The sequence below is a fragment of the Parasutterella secunda genome (assembly GCF_023336895.1).
GTDB lineage: Bacteria > Pseudomonadota > Gammaproteobacteria > Burkholderiales > Burkholderiaceae_F > Aphodousia > Aphodousia faecalis.
Genome location: NZ_JAMBLT010000010.1, coordinates 11,700 through 31,461, shown reverse-complemented (window position 1 = coordinate 31,461; position 19,762 = coordinate 11,700). Strand labels below are relative to the sequence as shown.

The 19,762-nt window shown below is 47.3% G+C and carries 11 protein-coding genes and 1 pseudogene; 6 read left to right on the top strand and 6 right to left on the bottom strand.

The features are described from left to right. The first annotated feature begins 92 nt into the window (after positions 1-92). Positions 93-950 (top strand): patatin-like phospholipase family protein, encoded by an 858-nt coding sequence (locus M3080_RS07625; RefSeq protein ID WP_249092569.1) that lies wholly within the window; start codon positions 93-95, stop codon positions 948-950. On the opposite strand, the gene M3080_RS07620 is transcribed toward M3080_RS07625, so the two are convergent. Together M3080_RS07620 and M3080_RS07615 are read right to left on the bottom strand one after the other, a co-directional pair. Beyond that, a complete protein-coding gene (locus tag M3080_RS07620; protein WP_249092568.1) occupies positions 947-2,701 on the bottom strand; it encodes a M61 family metallopeptidase in 1,755 nt (584 codons plus the stop codon). The genes M3080_RS07625 and M3080_RS07620 overlap by 4 nt on opposite strands. A gap of 34 nt (positions 2,702-2,735) precedes the next feature. Continuing rightward, positions 2,736-3,341, bottom strand: coding sequence for a hypothetical protein (locus tag M3080_RS07615; protein ID WP_249092567.1), 606 nt, complete (start codon positions 3,339-3,341; stop codon positions 2,736-2,738). A gap of 253 nt (positions 3,342-3,594) precedes the next feature. On the opposite strand from M3080_RS07615, the gene M3080_RS07610 reads away from it, so the two are divergent. From M3080_RS07610 to arcC, 4 genes are all read left to right on the top strand, one after another. After that, complete coding sequence (locus tag M3080_RS07610) at positions 3,595-3,900, top strand: HPF/RaiA family ribosome-associated protein (protein ID WP_249092566.1); 306 nt, start codon at positions 3,595-3,597, stop codon at positions 3,898-3,900. Between the two features lie 94 nt (positions 3,901-3,994). Next, complete coding sequence (locus M3080_RS07605) at positions 3,995-5,179, top strand: M20 metallopeptidase family protein (RefSeq protein WP_249092565.1); 1,185 nt, start codon at positions 3,995-3,997, stop codon at positions 5,177-5,179. Positions 5,180-5,309: 130 nt separating this feature from the next. Beyond that, positions 5,310-6,338: an aspartate/ornithine carbamoyltransferase family protein gene (locus M3080_RS07600; protein WP_249092564.1), complete on the top strand. Its 1,029-nt coding sequence runs from the start codon at positions 5,310-5,312 to the stop codon at positions 6,336-6,338. Between the two features lie 18 nt (positions 6,339-6,356). Next, positions 6,357-7,262, top strand: a complete 906-nt coding sequence (gene arcC, locus M3080_RS07595; protein ID WP_249092563.1) for a carbamate kinase — start codon at positions 6,357-6,359, stop codon at positions 7,260-7,262. A 392-nt stretch (positions 7,263-7,654) separates the two neighbouring features. Here arcC and M3080_RS07590 read toward each other — a convergent pair whose 3' ends face one another. The 4 genes and pseudogenes from M3080_RS07590 to M3080_RS07580 all read right to left on the bottom strand — a co-directional run bounded on the left by M3080_RS07590 (position 7,655) and on the right by M3080_RS07580 (position 13,783). After that, positions 7,655-11,914 (bottom strand): autotransporter family protein, encoded by a 4,260-nt coding sequence (locus M3080_RS07590; RefSeq protein WP_249092562.1) that lies wholly within the window; start codon positions 11,912-11,914, stop codon positions 7,655-7,657. A gap of 9 nt (positions 11,915-11,923) precedes the next feature. Beyond that, positions 11,924-12,046, bottom strand: a pseudogene (locus tag M3080_RS09415) (ESPR domain-containing protein); the annotation flags it as partial. Positions 12,047-12,483: 437 nt separating this feature from the next. After that, on the bottom strand, positions 12,484-13,044 hold the full coding sequence (locus M3080_RS07585; RefSeq protein ID WP_249092561.1) for a nitroreductase family protein: 561 nt from the start codon (positions 13,042-13,044) through the stop codon (positions 12,484-12,486). Between the two features lie 31 nt (positions 13,045-13,075). Continuing rightward, a complete protein-coding gene (locus M3080_RS07580) occupies positions 13,076-13,783 on the bottom strand; it encodes a hypothetical protein (RefSeq protein WP_022473450.1) in 708 nt (235 codons plus the stop codon). 325 nt (positions 13,784-14,108) lie between these two features. Here M3080_RS07580 and uvrA point away from each other — a divergent pair, with 325 nt between their 5' ends. Further along, the gene (gene uvrA / locus M3080_RS07575; RefSeq protein WP_249092560.1) at positions 14,109-19,652 is read left to right on the top strand and encodes an excinuclease ABC subunit UvrA; all 5,544 of its coding nucleotides are present in this window, start codon (positions 14,109-14,111) and stop codon (positions 19,650-19,652) included. Positions 19,653-19,762 lie beyond the last annotated feature (110 nt).

Sequence of the window (19,762 nt, the reverse complement as noted above, 5' to 3'; positions counted from 1 at the left end):
TTTCTCCACGTCGGGCAACTGACGTGGAGTTTTTTTTTCTTTTGTTGGGCCTCTCTATAATTCAATACCTCTTTAACTGAAGTTTGATTTTTATGTCGGATCATCGTTTAGGGATTGTTGTTGAGGGAGGTGGCATTCGTGGAATTTATGCCGCCGGTGTTTTAGATGTTCTGTCAGACCTTAATCTTCCTGTCAAAGGCGTCATTGGCGTATCAGCAGGCGCTGTTCACGGCTGTTCATTTGTTTCCGGCCAAAAAGGCAGAAGTCTTCGTTTCTACAAACGCTTTTGCGGCGATGACCGTTTTTTCAGCTTTAAAACGTTAATCAAAACTGGCAATATCGTAGACACCCAGTTTTGCTACCACGATATCCCCTACATCTACGATCCGTTCGATAACGATACCTTTAAAAATTCCGGCATTGCTTACTATGTCACCTGTACCAATGTTGAAACCGGAGAGCCAGAATATCTGCATTTAACGGATATGGAAAAAGAAATTGACGGTTTGAGAGCTTCAGCGTCTCTGCCCTACGTTTCTCAAATCGTGGAATTTCGAGGTAAAAAGCTGCTCGATGGCGGCTGCTCTGACCGTATTCCTTTAAAAGCATTCGAAAAATTAGGATTTGACCGCAATATCGTTATTTCCACTCAACCGCGTGAACACAAGGTCAAAGATCGGGATGCGTACCTGGCAAAACTCTTTTACAGAAAATACCCCCAGTTCTGTGAAACATTTGCCCATTCCCCTTTGACCTATGAACAAACACAAAAAGATATTGACGAAGCGTCTCAAAAAGGCAATGCATTTGTCATTCGGCCACAGACGTCTTTGGGTATTAAACGTCTGACTCATGATCCTCAAGATGTGCAGCGCGGCTACGATGCGGGACAACGAGATGCTCTGGCCCTAGTCCCTGCTCTGAAAAACTGGATTCAACAAGCTCTTTAACGGTTTAACCAACGGCAAAATGCTTTGCCGTTTGAATTGACGCTTAGCTTTATTTTGCGTACATCTGCCTTTCGGGGCTTCACGGAAAGTTCCTTCAAAAGACCGCTTCTAAATACGTGCAGGGAGAAAGATTTTGCTTGGCCGTAGCGCTTAAGAAGCTTCTCTAAATTGCTCTTGGTAACGCGGATGGAATCAATAGCAAGGAGTTCATCACCAACACAAAGCCCCGCAAGCTCGGCGACTCCCGCTTCATCGAGTTGACTGACTTTAAGTGCGTTTGTTCCGGACAAGGTCGCCTGCAACACTTCCCGTTCAATGGGAAGTTTCTCTTCGGTCAAGTCAATGCCCATCGTTTTGAGTACACGCTTGTAGTCCGGTTCCTCGCAACCGTAAACCCAACGGTCGATTTCCTCACTCACGTCAATTCCGGTCGCCTCGAAAATGATCTCCGGCATCATCTCTTCATCTAGGCCGGCATAGTCTTTGCCCACCTCTTTAAATTGCTGCCACGCAAAACGCAAAACATCATCTAAAGAGTGCTTGCCTGCACTTTCTTTCTGAATGAAAGCATCCAAGGCCATGGCAACAAGCGCCCCTTTGTCGTAGTAACTCGTGACCGAACGGCTTCGGTTGGTTCTGACTTTATAGTATTTAATCCAGGCGTCAAAGGAAGATTCGGCCAAACTTTGTCGATTTTTCGCGCTGGCCAAATAATGACGATTCAAGGTTTCCGACAAAGATTTCAGATAGTTTTCCGTATCCGTTGCGCCGCTTCGCGCGGTCAACTGTGCGTCGTAATAACTTGTGAAACCTTCAAAAACCCACAACAGGTTCGTGTAAGTTTCCTGCGTTAAGTCATAGGGAATAAAAACGGAAGGCTTGACCCGCTTAACCCACCAAGCGTGAAAGTACTCGTGAGTAAAAAGCTCTAAAAGCTTGGCGTAACCGACACTGATGGTTTTGTCACCCACAATGGGTAAATCAAAAAAGGAAGCCGCCAGTGCAGTGCTTGCGCGGTGCTCGAGTCCTCCGTATAAATTCTCACTTAAATTTAAGAAGAAACAGTAAGATGCAAAAGGAGCTTTGCGTGTCTTTGGCTCAAAAAACGAAATAACCGTTTCCACACAACGCTTAACATCGCTTTTGAGTCGTTGCCGGTCAAACGGCGGCACCTTCCCACTTAAAATGATTCGGTGGCAAACGCCATAGGCCTTGAATTCAATAGCTTGCCAGGGACCGATTTCCATCGGCGAATCAACCAATTCATCATAGTTTTCGGCCTGATAGCGTCCGAAGCCATTTTCTTTGATTTCAAGAGGTGAAAGCTCTGTTGCCACTTGCCAGCTGCCTACCCCTTTGGGTTCACAAATCTCTACTTCTATCGCCTCTTTTTCGCTTCCGATCGGGTACAGACACAAACTTGAGAAGGTTAAAAAACCTCTGTCAGTATCTAAATAAGCCCGCCGAACTGATGGGTCCTGGGCAAAGACTTCATAGCGGACGGTCACTGTCCGCTGTTTATCACCGAGCTGTACGCGCCACGTGCTTTTATCGACTTTGCGGCAGTCGAAAGACTGGCCGCCGCATAAAACATCCAAGGACTGAATTTCTGCTGCCATATCCCGAATCATGTAGCTGCCGGGAAGCCAGGCAGGCAGACGCAATAATAATTCATCGCAAGCGCTCAGTACCAATTCAACGTGAAATGTTCCTGAGTAAGGAACAGGAGTAACTGTATAACGCAATGTCATTTCCACACACTCCTTGGCTGAGCGCTTTTTCTTATCACTCGGCCTTTTCACCCTCTACAGGCAAATCAAACCATTCTTCATCCTCGTCGGTCGTCTGGAATTCTGCTACCGGTTGAGCCTGGACAGCCACGGGTTCTTCGGGCGACTGTTTTACCTCCTCGGCCTGAGTATTTTCAATTTCACGGGTTGCTTGCTTAATGGCATCTTCACCCATGATGCCGGCCAAAGCAATCAAATGACGCAAGGCGGCATTGACAGCCTCGCTGGTAGCGAAAACGCGAGCCACATCCGCATCAAGCGTAATGAGCGCATTGCGGCTGGGAGCTGTTTGGCGACGGGCAACCGTGCCGCGTCCTGCCATAGCGGCACGGGCTCGGGGACCGGACCGTACTCCGTAGAGGTTATCGGTGAAATCATCGCGACGCTTAGAGAAACCACCCCTGCGGTCATCTCTGCGTTTATCACGGCGAGCAAAATTATCGTCACGACGTCCAAAGCCGTCTTCTCGACGATCAAATCGACGATCAGAACGGCGCTTGAAACCATCACGATCGTCAAAGCGGCGGTCTGAGCGACGCGGACGATCCTCAAAACCAAAATCATCACGATGGCTGCCCGCTTCTTCCCAAGGTTTACGCATTTTTTGTTTTCCTTTTATAAACGCGCTTTGTAATCAATCAGTTGCGCGAATAGTTTATGTAAGATGGGCGCGATCTTAGCAGAAAACACAACAAGTCATTGGAAATCGTGCATTAACATTTTCTTTCTTCTTTGCGCAATCTTTTGCTTAAAAGCACAATTTGCTCGGAATAACTTCAGTACACTATGAAGTGGGAAGGGAAGAGAGCCATCTTCCCACTCTTTCTAATAACAAAACAAAAAGAGGGATCTATATGGCACAAGCATTACAAGTAACATTCCATGGTATCAGTCGTTCCGAAGCAGTAGAACAAGCTGTACAAAAAGAATTGAACGATTTGAGCAAATTTGACCGTAACTTGGGCCCCTGCCACGCCACCATCACTCAAGAAGGCCATCAGACGATGGGCGCCTACACTGTGCGTGTCACAATTGTTGCCTCCGGCAGCGACTTGGTGGTCTCCCGCACCAACAATGACGTGATGCTTGCCATCAGAGAAGCCTTTGATACGCTACGCCGCTCAGTGAAAGACGCTGCGGAAAAATTGCGCGGTCATTAATCATTACTGATTAAGTCAAGGGGATCTCTAAAAAGATCCCCTTTTTTCTGAGCTACACTTAGCCAATCAACCTTTTCTAACAAAGGAAATAAAAATGCCTTCCATCGCTCGTATTGAAGATTTGGCTCAGGAATTCACCCGCATCCGCCGTGAATTCCATGCCCACCCGGAATTAAGCAACCAAGAATTTGAAACTTCTAAGAAAATCGCCCAATACCTGACTCAATGGGGTATTGAAGTTCACACCGGAATCGGCGGAACGGGCGTTGTCGGTGTTCTGAAAAACGGAAACGGCACTAAACGCATTGCCTTGCGTGCTGATATGGATGCACTGCCCATTACAGAAGCCAATCATTTTGAACATGCTTCAAAAAATACCGGAGTCATGCACGCCTGCGGCCACGATGGTCATATCACGGGACTTTTGCTGGCTGCCCGTTATCTTTCCGAAACGAAAAACTTCAACGGTACGGTCATTTTTGTCTTCCAACCCGGTGAAGAAGGCGGATTCGGCGCTCAACACATGATTGCCGACGGGCTTATGGAGAAGTTCCCGGCTGACTTCTACCTTGGCTGCCACAACTGGCCTGAAACACCGGCGATGAAAATTGGCATTAACAAAAAGGCCATGATGGCAAGCGGCAACGTCTTCAAAATTGATGTTGATGGCCGCGGCTCTCACGGCGCCATGCCCAATTTGTCCATTGATCCCGTGTTCACGGCTATTCAAATCTGCGAATCTATTCAGGGCATTATCACTCGTATGAAACGCCCGATTGACCCGGCTGTTTTAAGTATTTGCAAGATTGAAGCCGGTACGGCCTATAACGTGGTGCCCGATCATGCTAGCATTTTAGGTACCGTCAGAACGTTTGACGATAAGGTCACTGACATGGTCGAGGAAAAACTTGATCAAATCAGCCGCAACGTCGCACAAGCTTTCGGTGCAAAAGCCCATCTTACTTTCACGCGTCAATATGCTCCGGTCATCAATACGCCGGAATGCGTTGACCGAGTTCAAAACGCCGTAAAAGAGCTGTATGGCGAAGAGCGCTTACACGAACAAGAACCGGTCATGCCCTCGGAAGACTTCGCGGACTACCTGCAAACCACGCCCGGGGCCTTCTTCTTCGTGGGTTCCGGCGACGGTTCGCATCGCTTAGAAGGACACGGAGACGGTCCATGCTTATTGCATAACTCGTCTTATGACTACAACGACGCCTGCTTACCGATTGCGGCAAGCGTTTTTGCCCGCGTGACAGAAGACTACTTGCGTTAGTTCTCTGATTTCTTCTTCCCCCTTGCTGAAGTTTTTCAACAAGGGGATTTTTTTATCCTTTCGAATAGCTGATATTTGATTAATCCCAGCACTCAGGCTCGCTAAAATCATTCCCATTGGAGTGATCAATATGGCGCTAGATACAAACTTTAAAACCCGTGACATTCGTGAAGTGCTTGATGCCACTCACATGAGAGGAAGGAACATCACCTTTATTGATGACTTTTCTTCTGAAGAAATCATCAGTCTGTTTCAAGCAGCGGAAATGTTCGAGCCTTTTATGCGAACGGGGCTAAACCTTTTAAACGGGAAAGTGCTCTACACTTTGTTTTTCCAACCCTCTACCCGCACACGCTGCTCGCATGAAAACGCCATGCTCCGTTTGGGCGGCTCCGTTATCACGGAAACCGATCCCTTGCATAGTGCCTCCTTTGCCAAAAATGAATCCTTAGCCGACAGCCTGCGAGTGACCTCTGAATACGCGGATGTGATCGTTATGCGCCATCCCGATGACAAGGAGGCGCTGCAAGCATTAAATGCCATTAAAGGTCACAGCGCTCCGGTTATTTCCGGAGGCTACGGCCATGTAACCCATCCCACTCAAGGCCTTTTGGATGCCTATACCTGTTGGCGGGCGTTCGGAGATCTATCCAAAGTCACCGTCGCCATTGCGACACCGGACTTGTCTCGGGCCCGCTCCGGCCACTCTTTTGCTCTAACGCTTGCCGCCATGGGCGCCAAAATCATCTACAGCGGAACAAGTGCCTTGCCGATGCCTGAAGTTGTTCGCCGAAAATTGACGGCGATGGGCGCTCATTTTGAGGAGCATTTTGATCTGACAAAGAAAGAAAATGAAATGCTCTACATGGATAAAAAAGTTGACTTAATTTATCTGCCCGGTTGCTCGGTTAAAAAAGATGATCCCAACCGAGCGGACTTTGAAAGAAAAATGGCGAACTTCTACATCTCTTTGGAAATGCTGAAAACCATTAAAGAAAAAACCGGTAAAACGGTCGGCCTTCATCATTCTTTACCCCGCAACCCGGGGGAATTCGATTTCAACATCGACAATACCGAACATCAACTCTACTTTAGAGCCATCGGCTTTTCTGTTGCGTTGCGTATGGCACTATTGGCAGCAGTTGTAGGCGTTCGTTAGTTTTTAGGAATTTAAAGCATGCGCATCGTGATCGCACTCGGAGGGAACGCCCTTTTAAAACGAGGAGAACCAATGCACTACGAAGTGCAGCGAGCCAATGTGCGCATGGCGTGCCAGCAAATTGCGAAAGTTTTGCCAGGCAATGAACTCATCATCACTCACGGAAACGGTCCTCAAGTCGGACTCATTGCGCTGCAACAAAATGCTTACACAGATGTGCCCATGTACCCGCTTGATGCAATTGGCGCTGAATCTGTCGGCATGATCGGTTACATGATTGCTCGTGAGCTCACGAATGTCGTTCCCCGATCCATCACTGTCACTAATGTTTTAACGCAAACAGAAATCGATCCGAATGATCCGGCTTTTAAACAGCCGACTAAACCCATCGGTCCTATTTACACCAAAGAAGAAGCTGAAAGGCTTAGCCAAACAAACGGCTGGACAATGGCGTCAGACAACGACAAATTCCGCCGAGTTGTCGCTAGTCCAAATCCTCAAAGGATATTGGGATTGTCAGCACTTAAGACTCTGATTGAAAACGGGCACCTTGTCGTTTGCTGCGGCGGAGGCGGTGTACCTGTTTATTTTGATCAAAAAGGGCAACTGATCGGCGCCGAAGCAGTTATTGATAAAGATCTCGCTTCTTCACTTTTGGCTATTTCGGTTAATGCAGATCTGTTTGTCATTGCAACAGATGTTGACGGTGTCTACACAGACTGGGGAAAGCCTTCTCAATCACTTATCCGACAAATAGACGCCATTTCTCTACGAAAGTTGACTTTTGCTCGAGGCTCCATGGCCCCTAAAGTTGAAGCCACTTGCCGTTTTGTAGAAAAAACAGGAAAGACAGCAATTATTGGGGCATTAGATCAAATTGAAAAGATTATTGATGGGAACAGCGGGACACTGGTTCATCCCTAAACAAGTTTTAACTTATTTCTGAATGATGAAGAGTGTTCCCACAACATCAATTCATCAAAATGTATAAAAAATGATGCATCGGCGCATCAAAATATATAAAAATTGATGCATAGATGCATCAAATTATAAAAAACAATAACAAATTGGCAATCTCTGTTATGACACAGAGAAGTTTGACTTCCCTGCTTTGTTATAACCAATAAGAGCATTAAATCCTTTTAATTTCAAAGATATCTTTTTATTTGAACGCTAATTTTTGATTTCTACTTGCTCGATACAAACAGTCATAGGACAACCTATAAGTTTTTAAAGATCTTTTAAAACTTGAGCCGGTTTTTAAGCCGGCTCAAGCGTTGCCTCACTTATTCAGTGAGATTTCGGAGGATGATCCGTTAGAAGCGATAATCCACACGCACTTGACCGAAGAGTTCCTTCGTATCATCCGATCCCAAGGCAGTACCGGCTTGGACACCGACACCCCAGTTATCTTTTTGTGCTTTCAAGCCGAAGCTTGTGCGAACCACGCTTTCAGCCCAGACGTCCATCGTTGTGTGAGCAGTCGTTGCTCCGACTTGCGTGCGAGCTTGTGTGTCACGATCGCCGAATGCATGGACATAACCGATATCCATCGAGGGCGTCATCACCCAGCCGGAAGCCGTTTGCATATCGCCAGCGAACTTCACGCCAACCGGTACCGTGAAGACGTCTTGGTCTTGTTCCTTAACACGTAAACCTTGGTCGGTATTGTAGCCGTCCGTGTTAACGCGCAAGTAGTTAAAGCCAATGTACGGGACCAAGCGGCTATTTTGCGTGAGGTCAAAGCGCATTTCACCACGGACACCAACGCTCAAAACATCAGCATCGATATCGGCCTTTTCATTAGCCACAGTAGTGTGAGAAACATCGTTGGATGTCGTCACATAACCGACTTGACCAATCACGTTCATCATGCCAAAGCGTTTACCCGCATAAGCTTGAACACCATAGTAGTCCACTTCGTTGCGGATGCCGCTGTTGTCATCTTGACCGCGGACCGTGCCGGTACCCAAGTTTGCCAAAGCACCGAACGTCCAGTCATTAGCGCTGTACTCACCGCCGACAACCAAACCGCCCAAGTCAGCCTTGATGGCACCGAAGTCAGAAGAACCGCCCATTTCAAAGCGCTTGCCGGAGGCTTCTGCAAAGAGCACACCACCTTCTGCGAAGTCATGGATCAACGAAGCGCGCTGAGATGCAGCATCAATGCCCATCGTGGCGCTGTCGATGGCAACCGTTTGAACACCGGCTGCAGCAGCCAAGTTCAAAGCAGCGTTGAGTTGTTGCGAGCGATTGCTGTTCGTAACGCCACCCGTAGTTTGATCCAGGAAGTCGTTGATGTAATCAGAAGAAGCATCGTCTTGCTTGGAGATGTCACCCAAAGCTCCGGTATCATCCACGTCGCCTAAGCCAACTTCATCAAGTTCGCTGCCAGTGCGGGAATTAAACGTATAGTAAACACCGGCATCTTCATTGCGAATGGCTTTGTAGAGCACGTTATCCACGCTTGTTGCGGTGTCGGCCTCTGCATCAATTGTCACCTTGGCGCCATCTTGGGCAACATCAATAAAGTGAATGGTGCCATTAGTTGAATCAACCGTACCGGTTACCGTAGTTTGAGAACCAGCATCGGCAATTAACAAACCATCTGAACCTAAATACAAACCGTTAGTCTCACTTGTGACCTTACCAACAAGTGCCTTGGAATCAGAGAAGTCAACAGTACCGGTCACATACAGAGCGCCCTTGTACTGATGAGAGACACTTGCCAAGCCTGAGAGACCAGTTTCGCTATCAGCGTTCAAAACCATAAGACCATTGTTGACATCTAAAGTCAGATTACTGATATCTCCGGAATAGGAAGCAACGCCTCTGCCAGTGTCATTACCAATTGCAAGAACATCACCAGCTTCGAAAGTAAGTTCAGCAAAGTCAATCGTACCGTTACCTAAAACGGTCGTTGTTCCCCTATCACCAAACTTATACTTCATACCTTTGACCAGACTTTCTGCGGTTAAGGTATCAAAGCTTGTAACGGATTGACCATCAGCAAATGTATAGGTTCCAGATTCACTGACTATTGTGAGATCTGAAGTATCAGCGCCAGCTCCATCGACAACAGTTGTATCGCCCAAAACTTGGTCATTGGCCAACATTATCTTTGCGTTCTTAACCGTTGACGAAGATCCTTTATTGACATTGTCATCATCTTGGACAACACCGCCTGCGTGGATATCGCCATTGACCTTACCGCTCAAGAAAGTCATTGTGACATTGCCAACAGTTGCTTTCGACGGATTGTAGTAATCACCATCGGTGTACTCACCGTCAAGTGCAATACCGCCACCATATACGTCACCGGTGATAGTCGCACCATCAACAATGACATTGGCGTTTTTAACACTTGACCACGCGCCATCGGAAGCGATGCCGCCGGCAAACACATTACCTTCACGGCCTTCTTCACCAATGGTGGCCGTACCACCTAGATAAATATTGGTCGTTTCTACGTGAGAAGCACCAGTTTCTTCAGTTGAAGCTCCTTGACCGCCTGCAGCCATACCACCGCCAATGATTGCGACATCGTTATGCATCATTGCGTATGTCAGCGAATCCAAATAACCTAAGAGACCCGTGTTTTTGTGGGGTTGATCTGTGTTATTACCGAAGAAAGACTCAAACGACAGATAACCTACGTATCCGGAGTGAACTTTGATATTCACTTCATCTACTTCAGAAGACACATTCTTTGTGGCCACTGAGTCAGGATTAGAATCATCTACGGCCAAACCGCCACCAACGATGCCGTCAACAATAGGATTTAATTGATTTCCTTCTTGATCAGTACCACCAACTTGGATAGTAACGGTATTGGTGTGTGCCTGAGCAGCAATGCCCGTATTCGGCTCATTTGTACCGGTAAAGTAAGAAATACCACCGCCCATGACACCAACAGTATCACCACCGTTCAAATAAATAGAAACGGTACTTACGTCTGAGATTGCATTAGTGGTCTTATCACCTACTGAGGCAGCTGAAGCCGCAGCCAGTCCGCTGCCGAAAATACCCACGTTATAGCCACTGTTAACTGCAATTTCAACGCTATCTACGGTACTCTGTGCCCATGCAGAATGTTCATATTTACCGTCATAACCGTTATTTTGTTGGTAGGCAAGAGCCATACCACCACCCATAACTCCGACGTTTACACCTTCATGATCAATAGCGTCAACAATATCTGTTAACAACTTGTACTCACCGACCTGGTCAAGATTTTGTAGATCGTCCAAGACCGACTTGACGTCCTCAAAGATTTCTCTCTTTTGAGTATTGGTAAGTCTTATGTCCGATTTAAGATCGCCAATGGTAATCTCAACGTTAGTGGTATCAACTGTAGAAGTCGAATCAGTCACACTATCATAACGTTGGTGAGCTGCCGCCAAACCGCCTCCCACTAAGCCGAAGGAAGATGCTTTTCCTGAAACATTGATTGCTGTCGTTCCTCGAACCGTTGACGTGGCGGTTCCACCTGCGTTATCCCCCTTTACATTAATCAAGGAACCCATGGGAATAAAATCTTTGACGGCATCAACAATTGCTGAACTATCCCCAGAGACTGCAGCCCCAGAACCAATAATTCCAACAGATGCACCTGAATTAAGATTAATGGTGCTGTCCGTTACAATTGCCGTAGCTTCACCACCCCAAGTGGCTCCCGCAAGCCCTCCGCCGACAATACCGGCAGTAACACCCTCATAACCCGCGCTGTCAGTCTCTGTATTTACATTAATAGTTGTACTACCAAGAACTGATGTTGAGGCTTTTCCACCTAAAGCAATAGCTGAACCTGAACCAACAACACCAATAGCACTGGTGGTACCTTTTAAATCAATCAAACTATTGCCTTCAACAATAGTAGATGCATCTCCACCATCAAAACTATAAAGGGGGAAGATGACAGAAATGTCTACTCCTGAAATATTAATAGCTGAGCTACCCCCTGTTAAACCTAACAGATTTCCTGAATTGGCTTCAATAACTGTATTTCCACTAATCACAGATTCCATCTTATTTTCTGCATAGACTTCGGAATTGCCACTAATTGCATTGATAACCCTATCACCTGCAACAGTTCCAATCATAAATGGATTCGTGCCTTCTCCTCCAATTGTGATCTTGGTACTGGTCACATCCTTTTGCTGTTTTTTAAACTGCTTATTCAATTCATCAAGTATTGCATCACACAACCCTTTATAATTCTGATTAAAATCTGAAATTAGACCTAGGGCTTCTCCTAACTCTGAGATCGTAGATTGATCAATAAAATTATTACCACCGACAGTTCCTGTCAGAATGGCATTATCCCCATAATTTGTTTGTGAAAGAGCTTCTCGGATTGCATTAATCAAACCCAGTTCGTTTGGATTTCCACCTGCTGCACTCGCTTGATAGCCTTCAATGGCTTTTTTGATGTCTGCGACAAACTTACGTACATCACCATTGGTTTTAATAACGAGCTCGTCACCGTTACCGTGGATAAATTTCGTTGAATCAATGCCGTTGACATAATCACGGTCAACCGTTATTGAGGCAAATGCTCCCGTACTAACAGCCATCAACCCTGTTAAAGCTGTTGCAAGAAGAGTTTTCGTAATTTTTTTTGGTTTGCCATGTGATCTCTGTGTTTCTGAAGACACCACAAACGATCTGCGGGCATCGTTCCAAAGTACTTTAAACGCTTTATTCATAGTAGAGCCTATCTATTGGAAATAAAATGTGTAAAAAAGCATCCGAGATAACAAATATCCAGATGTTAGATAGGCTACTCTGCCCCCCCCCCGACGTATTGACTGAAATCAACGGAGTTTCTTATTTCATAAAACGATCACAATGAAGATTTGTTATCTCTTTGATTTTTCAGAAAATTTGACATTAAATCAAAATGTTGCCACCGAGCCACACTTTTTGCTATTTCAACACACTACTGTTCATCTGACCTTAAAAAGGCAACCAACCTCTGTTCGTCTCCTGTAGGGAAATAATGGACAAAATATGACTTCACTTTTTAAGTTCTATTAATGACACTGTCAAAATATAAAAATAAATATCGGATTAGCAATTGCGATTACAGGAGAGGCAAGGCCTGATACCTTTGTCCTCCCCTACTGGAAACTGTGTCCCCAAATTATTTCGGATACCCAACCGTAAAGAGCACAATCGGTTCAAGGTGCTCTGCCAAGTTCATGGCTTTGCGAAGTTCTTCATGATCAAATGAAGCACGAATGCAACCGGCTAATCCCATGGCTGCGGCCGCCAAATAACAACTCTGCCCCATTGTGCCTGCATCAACATAAACACCCGTCGGACGAGCTGTCTTTGAGCGCTCTTTATCAGCCACAAAAACGATCGTTACCGGAGCAGTCTTGACATAATCAAATTGATAAGCAGTAGAGACTTCACGCACATCCTTATCTGTCGTTTGTTCCAGGCAATTTTTAGCCGCGTCATAACGCCAGGCACCATCAGCGCGCAACACGTAAGGCGTGACCGCACGCAAATCCAATGTTGAAGGAACCGTGCGACGGCCGTCTTCATCGGTAATCCCCGCACAAGCCCAAAGAAGTGTTGACAGAGCCTCTTCGTTTAATTGTTCGGTTTGGCAATCACGATTAGAGCGACGTTTTTGAAGGGCCTGCCCCAATGCCATGTCCAATTGAAGATGCGGTTTCAATTCAATGGTTTTCATTTTCACACTCCTTTATTCAGATAGAAATTTTTCATGCAACAGGCTCTTTGGTCTTGCCTTCAGCCACACTAGCCATCGCGATATCCCAGCGTCTGACCAAAATATCCGACGCTTTTTGCAATACCTTCACCAATGCGTTGATGCGATCGGATTCACTGGCACCGCACGTACTGACAAAAGCAGCGCTACCTGGAGCCACCAGGGCTGAGGTATAGAAGCGGCTAGCCGTATCCGTTGCCACCCGAACCGGAGAATCCTCGTAGAAGTCACAGTCCAAATCAAAAAGTTTGGCGGCATCCTCCAGGGATAACGCACACATGGCATTGTCCCATGCCCCCAGCGCACGAACCGCCACATGCACCTTGTCCCTCTTCATGGCGCTATCACTTCTGACTAAAGCAAAAACCGGAAGATCATAGGTGATGAACTTTTTATCCGCTTTCTGAGTAAACGCTTGGAGATCTTCACAAACATCTATAAGAACCCAAACACAGGCCTTTCCAAAAGTCACCATGCGGCTGAAACGAACAACACCATCGTTTTCAAAATTTTTAATTTGAAGATTTGGGATTTCTTCAGCCAATGCGGTTAAATCCTTGACTCTGTCCTCCGTCGCTTCCTTTTTTACGTCAAAGCCTTCTGATAAAAGCGCCTTCATGACGAGGACTCGGTCCGAGTCTTCCAAAGCTTTTCGATCAACCCTAGCAACAATGGCCAACTGCGGTTTCATTTGTTCCATCTTGGCTCCTTGTCTGTCAAGTGAAAACACAACACCTTTCCAACGCGCAATTAGTGCTTGAAAAAGCGTTCCAAAACAAATCTTCATTAACCTTTTTGATAATAGTCCTCCAGTTTCTCTCTGTGTGCAAAATTTCTTTGACACACTCTCTTTTATGACTTGCTGCAAGCATTTCAACCATCTTTGCTGATTGTTTAAATTGTTTTTTTCTATTGAGCCATGAGGAAAAAACCATTGGATAGAATCAGTGGCGGACCATTAAAATCTGATGGCGATGTTGATGTGCAATTTTTGATACGGATAATTTCTTTTTCTGGACTGAGCAATGGATAAGAACATTAAGATTTTCGGTGCCAAGCAGAACAATCTGAAAAACCTCAATGTTGAATTTGAAACCGGGAAAATCACGGTTGTCACGGGTGTGTCGGGTTCGGGCAAAAGCTCTTTGGTTTTTGACACGCTCTACGCCGAGGGACAGCGCCGATACGTTGAAACATTCAGCCCCTATGCTCGGCAATTCTTAGACCGCATGGATAGACCGCAGGTCGACCGTATCGAAGGGGTGCCGCCTGCCATTGCCATTGACCAAACCAATCCCGTCAGAACGTCTCGCTCAACCGTGGGCACCATGACGGAAATTAATGATCACCTGAAACTCTTTTTTGCCAGAGAGGCCAAACTCTACTGCTCTCAATGCGGCAAACTCGTCCAGACTGACACTCCGCTCTCCGTTTACAAAGCTCTGACTTTGTGGACAACAGAGCTTGATGATCCGCGTCTTTACATCCTTTTTGATGTTCCGGTTCCGGCAACAATGACTATCGAAGAGGTTACTGCCGGTCTGGCCGCTCAGGGATTTACCAAGATTTACGGAGAAAAAGACCATAACGGCACGCGAATTTTAGAGGTGGTCGCCGATCGATTCCGATTCAGTAAAGCCGATAAACCGCGAGTAATCGAAGCACTGGAAAATGCGTTTAAGTTTGGAAAAGGCGAATTAACCGTCGTTGCTCAAATGGGAAACGATGAGGAAGTGCGGCGTCGCTTTTCTAACCGACTGTCTTGTGCCGACTGTGGCATTGAGTATCAAAAGCCCACCGATGCGACTTTCAGTTTCAACTCACCTCTTGGCGCCTGCGAAACCTGCCGAGGTTTTGGACGAGTCATCGGCGTGGATTACTCCCTGGTCATTCCGGATGAATCGCTCACGCTTGAAGGCGGTGCGATCAAACCGTGGAACACCAAAACAAACGCCGAATGTCTCAAAGACATGAAGCGTTACGCCAAGCGTGACGGCATTCGTTTGGATGTTCCGTACCGGGAGCTCACACAAAAAGAAAAAGACTGGGTCATTAACGGAGAACCCGGTTGGAGCGGCAAGTGGACTCGACAATGGTACGGTGTCAAGCACTTTTTTGAGTGGCTTGAATCCAAAGCTTATAAGATGCACGTCCGGGTACTGCTTTCGCGCTATCGAAACTATCAGGAGTGTCCGGACTGCCACGGCGCGCGTCTGAAACCGGAGGCTCTTTTATGGCGTGTCGGGTCAGAAAAGGCGGCCGAGCGTGCTTGCCAAGGATTAAATTTCAAACGTCACCGCCCTGCAGGCAGTACCTACTCCGAAGAAATTCTTAGCCATCTTCCGGGGCTTAATCTTTATGATTTGATGCGGCTGCCGCTATCGAGACTATTGGAATTCTTTGAAGTCATTCGAGACGAAGGGCAAACGGATGAAGCTGGCAGCATGGTTGTTGACGAGATTCTCTCACGCCTTCGCTACCTTGTCGATGTGGGCGTAGGTTATCTCACGCTTGAGCGGCAAAGCCGGACACTATCGGGCGGCGAAGTGCAACGTGTCAATCTCACCACGGCCTTGGGAACTTCTCTCGTTAATACCCTTTTTGTACTTGACGAACCCTCAATCGGCCTGCACCCGCGCGACATGGACCGAATCAACCGTGTGATGCAACGACTCAAAAAATCCGGCAACACTTTGGTTGTAGTTGAACACGATCCCCAAGTTATGCTCGCCGCCGACACCATTTATGACATGGGTCCCGGCCCCGGAGAAAAAGGCGGCTCGATTATTTTCAAGGGAACGCCGAAAGACATTATTCAAGCCGATACATTAACCGCCCGTTATTTAAGCGGACGAGAACGCATCAGCGCCACGGCAACTCTCAGAAAAATAAACGCCAAAACGCCCAGTTTAATTTTGAAAGGCGCCCGACAGCATAACTTAAAAGACATCTCTCCTCGCTTTCCGATTGGTGTTCTGACCGTTGTGACCGGCGTTTCGGGTTCAGGCAAGTCCACTCTTATTGAAAACATCTTAGTGCCGGCTCTTTACAAAGCCAAAGGCATGCCAACGGAATCCCCCGGTCAATTTAAGGAATTGATCGGAGCCGATTTGATTGAAAATATTCACTACGTGGACCAATCACCCATCGGTAAAACCACAAGGTCTAATCCGGCTAGCTACGTTGGCGCCTTTGATGCCATCCGTAATCTCTTTGCACAAACCGACACGGCCAAAGCGAGAGATTACAAAGCCGGAACGTTTAGCTTCAATTCGGGCGATGGCCGCTGTCCGGTGTGCGGCGGCAACGGCTTTGAGCATATCGAGATGCAATTTCTCTCGGATGTTTACCTGCGCTGTTCAGCCTGTAACGGCACCCGCTACCGTCCGGAAATACTGGAAGTCACGATTGAACGGGAAGGTAAGTCATTCAATATCGCCGACGTTCTCGATTTGTCTGTCTCTCAGGCTTGTGAATATTTCAAGAATGACCCGGCCATCGTCTCAAAATTAGAACCGCTCCGTAAGGTCGGTCTGGATTACATCAAACTGGGGCAGCCGGTTCCAACCTTGTCCGGTGGTGAGGCTCAGCGCTTAAAGATTGCGGGCTTTTTGGCTCAGAAAAATTCCCAAGCCAGTAAAAATGATTTGTTCATCTTTGACGAACCGACGACCGGACTTCATTTCGATGACATCGACAAACTTATGCGCTCTCTTCAAGAGCTTATCGACCGAGGCAACACCGCCATTGTCATCGAACACAATCTCGATGTCATCAACTGTGCCGATTGGGTCATTGACTTAGGTCCCGAAGGTGGGAATGCGGGTGGTGAAATCGTTGTTCAGGGCACCTTGGATGACTTAATCGCTGAAAAGAAGTCCTACACAGGTCAGGCGCTTCAAACATACAGAAAAACGCTCACTCAAGAAAATACTTCGGCTTATTTCATTGAAGAAAGTGCTAAAAATGCTGCTTTGACGACAGCGACCGCAGCTTCGGACGTTATTGCGATAAAAGGCGCCAAAGAACACAATTTAAAGAATATTTCTGTCGATATTCTTCACAATCGTTTTACGGTGGTGACAGGGGCATCGGGTTCGGGCAAGTCGACACTGGCTTTTGACATTGTGTTTAAGGAAGGTCAGCGCCGCTACTTGGAATCACTCAACGCCTATGCTCGCTCCATTGTGCAGCCTGCCAGCAAACCCGATGTGGATTCCATCACCGGCATCGCGCCGACCGTTGCCATTGAGCAGAGGACATCACGTGGGGGACGCAAATCCACCGTTGCCACCATGACCGAGCTCTACCACTTTATGCGACTGCTTTTTGTAAAGCTCGGACATCAATACTGTCCTGACTGCGGGGTCGAAGTTGAGCCCAAATCGTTCCCGGCCATTGTTTCAACCGTGATGAGTCGCTATAAAAATGAAGCGATTCACATCATGGCCCCATTGGTCAGTAAGCGCAAAGGCATTTACACCGATTTGGCTAAATGGGCGCAGAAAAAGGGCTATCCGCGACTTTATGTTGACGGTAAATTCGTGAGCACGGAAAAGTTTCCGAAACTAGCCCGCTACAAGGATCACACAATTGAATTACCGGTTGCGGAAGTGACCGTGAAAGCTGAAGATGAAAAGACTCTCAAGCGTGCCCTTCAGGAAGCGATCACCATTGGCAAAGGTGTTTTAACGGTCCTTGATAAAAAAGGCTCGGAAACGATTTTCTCCACCCATCGGGCATGCCCTATCTGCGGCAGAAGTTTTCCGGAATTGGATCCGAGACTATTTTCTTATAACTCATCGATGGGGTGGTGCCCGACCTGTTTCGGCACCGGTCTTTTGATTGAAGGCTTCGATGAAAACGCGACCGGAGAAGAAAGAATCTGGGCCGATGCCCAAGCGAAACCCTGTCCCAGCTGCCACGGCGAGCGCCTCAACGAAGTGGCTCGTGCGGTGAAATTTGCAGGCTTAAACATTTCGCAAATGGCACACATGTCCGTAAGCGATGCTTCAAACTTCTTTAAGAAACTTAAGCTCTCAGGGCGTGAGGCCAATATCGCTGAAGATGCGTTAAAAGAAATCGTATTAAGGCTGCAATTTTTGGAAAAAGTGGGACTGGGCTATCTGACGCTTGACCGTTCATCTCCCAGTTTGTCCGGAGGAGAAGCGCAGCGCATTCGTTTGGCTTCGCAGCTTGGCAGCAGTCTTCAAGGGGTGTGCTACATCCTTGATGAACCGACGATTGGCTTACATCCGCGCGACAATCGTCTATTGCTTGATTCTCTTAAAGCGCTTGTCGATAAAGGCAACACGCTCTTAGTGGTCGAACACGATGAAGATACGATCCGTGAAGCAGACTATGTCATTGATGTTGGGCCTGGGGCCGGTGTGCGAGGCGGTGAAATTATCGCCACGGGCACAGTCTCCGATATCGTGAAAAACAAACGCTCTTTGACGGGCCGCTATCTTCGCCAACCGATTCAGCACACATTTATCCCGCAAAGACCGGTTGACAGCGACACGCAATGGCTCACGATTAAAGAGCCGCGACTCAATAACCTTAAAGCTAACGAGGTTCGAATCCCTCTTGGCAGGCTCACTGTTCTTACCGGCGTATCGGGTTCTGGTAAAAGCAGTTTTGCCCGAGGGGTGCTCCTGCCCGTTTTAACGGAAACACTATCGGAAAAGAAACCCTACGAGGGTGAACTTTGCAAGAGCATTGAAGGCTTTGAACATGTTGATCGTGTTTTAGAGGTGGATCAAACGCCGATTGGGAAAACACCTCGTTCGTGTCCGGCCACCTACATTGGCTTTTTGGACGCCATCCGCCGTGTTTTCGCAGGCACCAATGAGGCTCAGGCCAGAGGCTACGGCATATCGCGTTTTTCTTTCAACATGAAGGGCGGACGCTGCGAGCTTTGCGAAGGGCAAGGCGTTCGCACCATTGAAATGAATTTCCTACCGGACGTGAAGATTCCGTGCGAAGCTTGCAACGGACTTCGTTATAACGCTCAAACACTTGAGGTTCTTTGGAAGGGAAAATCCATCGGTCAAATCCTTGCCATGGACGTTGATGAAGCTGTCGACTTTTTCAGCACACAGTCGTCCATCGCTCATGCGCTCAAACTGATGCAGGATGTCGGGTTAGGGTACTTGAGCTTGGGGCAACCCTCACCCACCTTGTCAGGAGGCGAAGCTCAGCGCATAAAACTGGTCACTGAACTCATTAAGGCCCGCGATGACATTAAGCGACGCGGCTACAAAGCGCCCAGAACGGTCTACGTGTTGGATGAACCAACGGTCGGTCTTCATATGGCTGATGTCGAAAAATTGATTGCCGTGTTGCATCGGCTGGTCGATGCAGGCAACACCGTTATTGTGATTGAACACAATCTCGATATCATGGCTCAAGCGGACTGGATCATCGATATGGGGCCAGAGGGCGGTGTGGACGGCGGCAATGTGGTTGCCTGTGGAACGCCCGCTGAAGTGATGAATACGCAGTCACACACAGCCCGTGCGCTGATTGACTTTAAGCGTGCGCACGACAAAATTAAGAGGCCTTAATCAACCGGAATGGGAAAATCCCATAGTTCACTATCAAATTTTTCTATAGGGAACTATCGATTTTTTATTCCTCTGTTTCAGGGGAATTCCCCCTGAACGTGATTAGATTT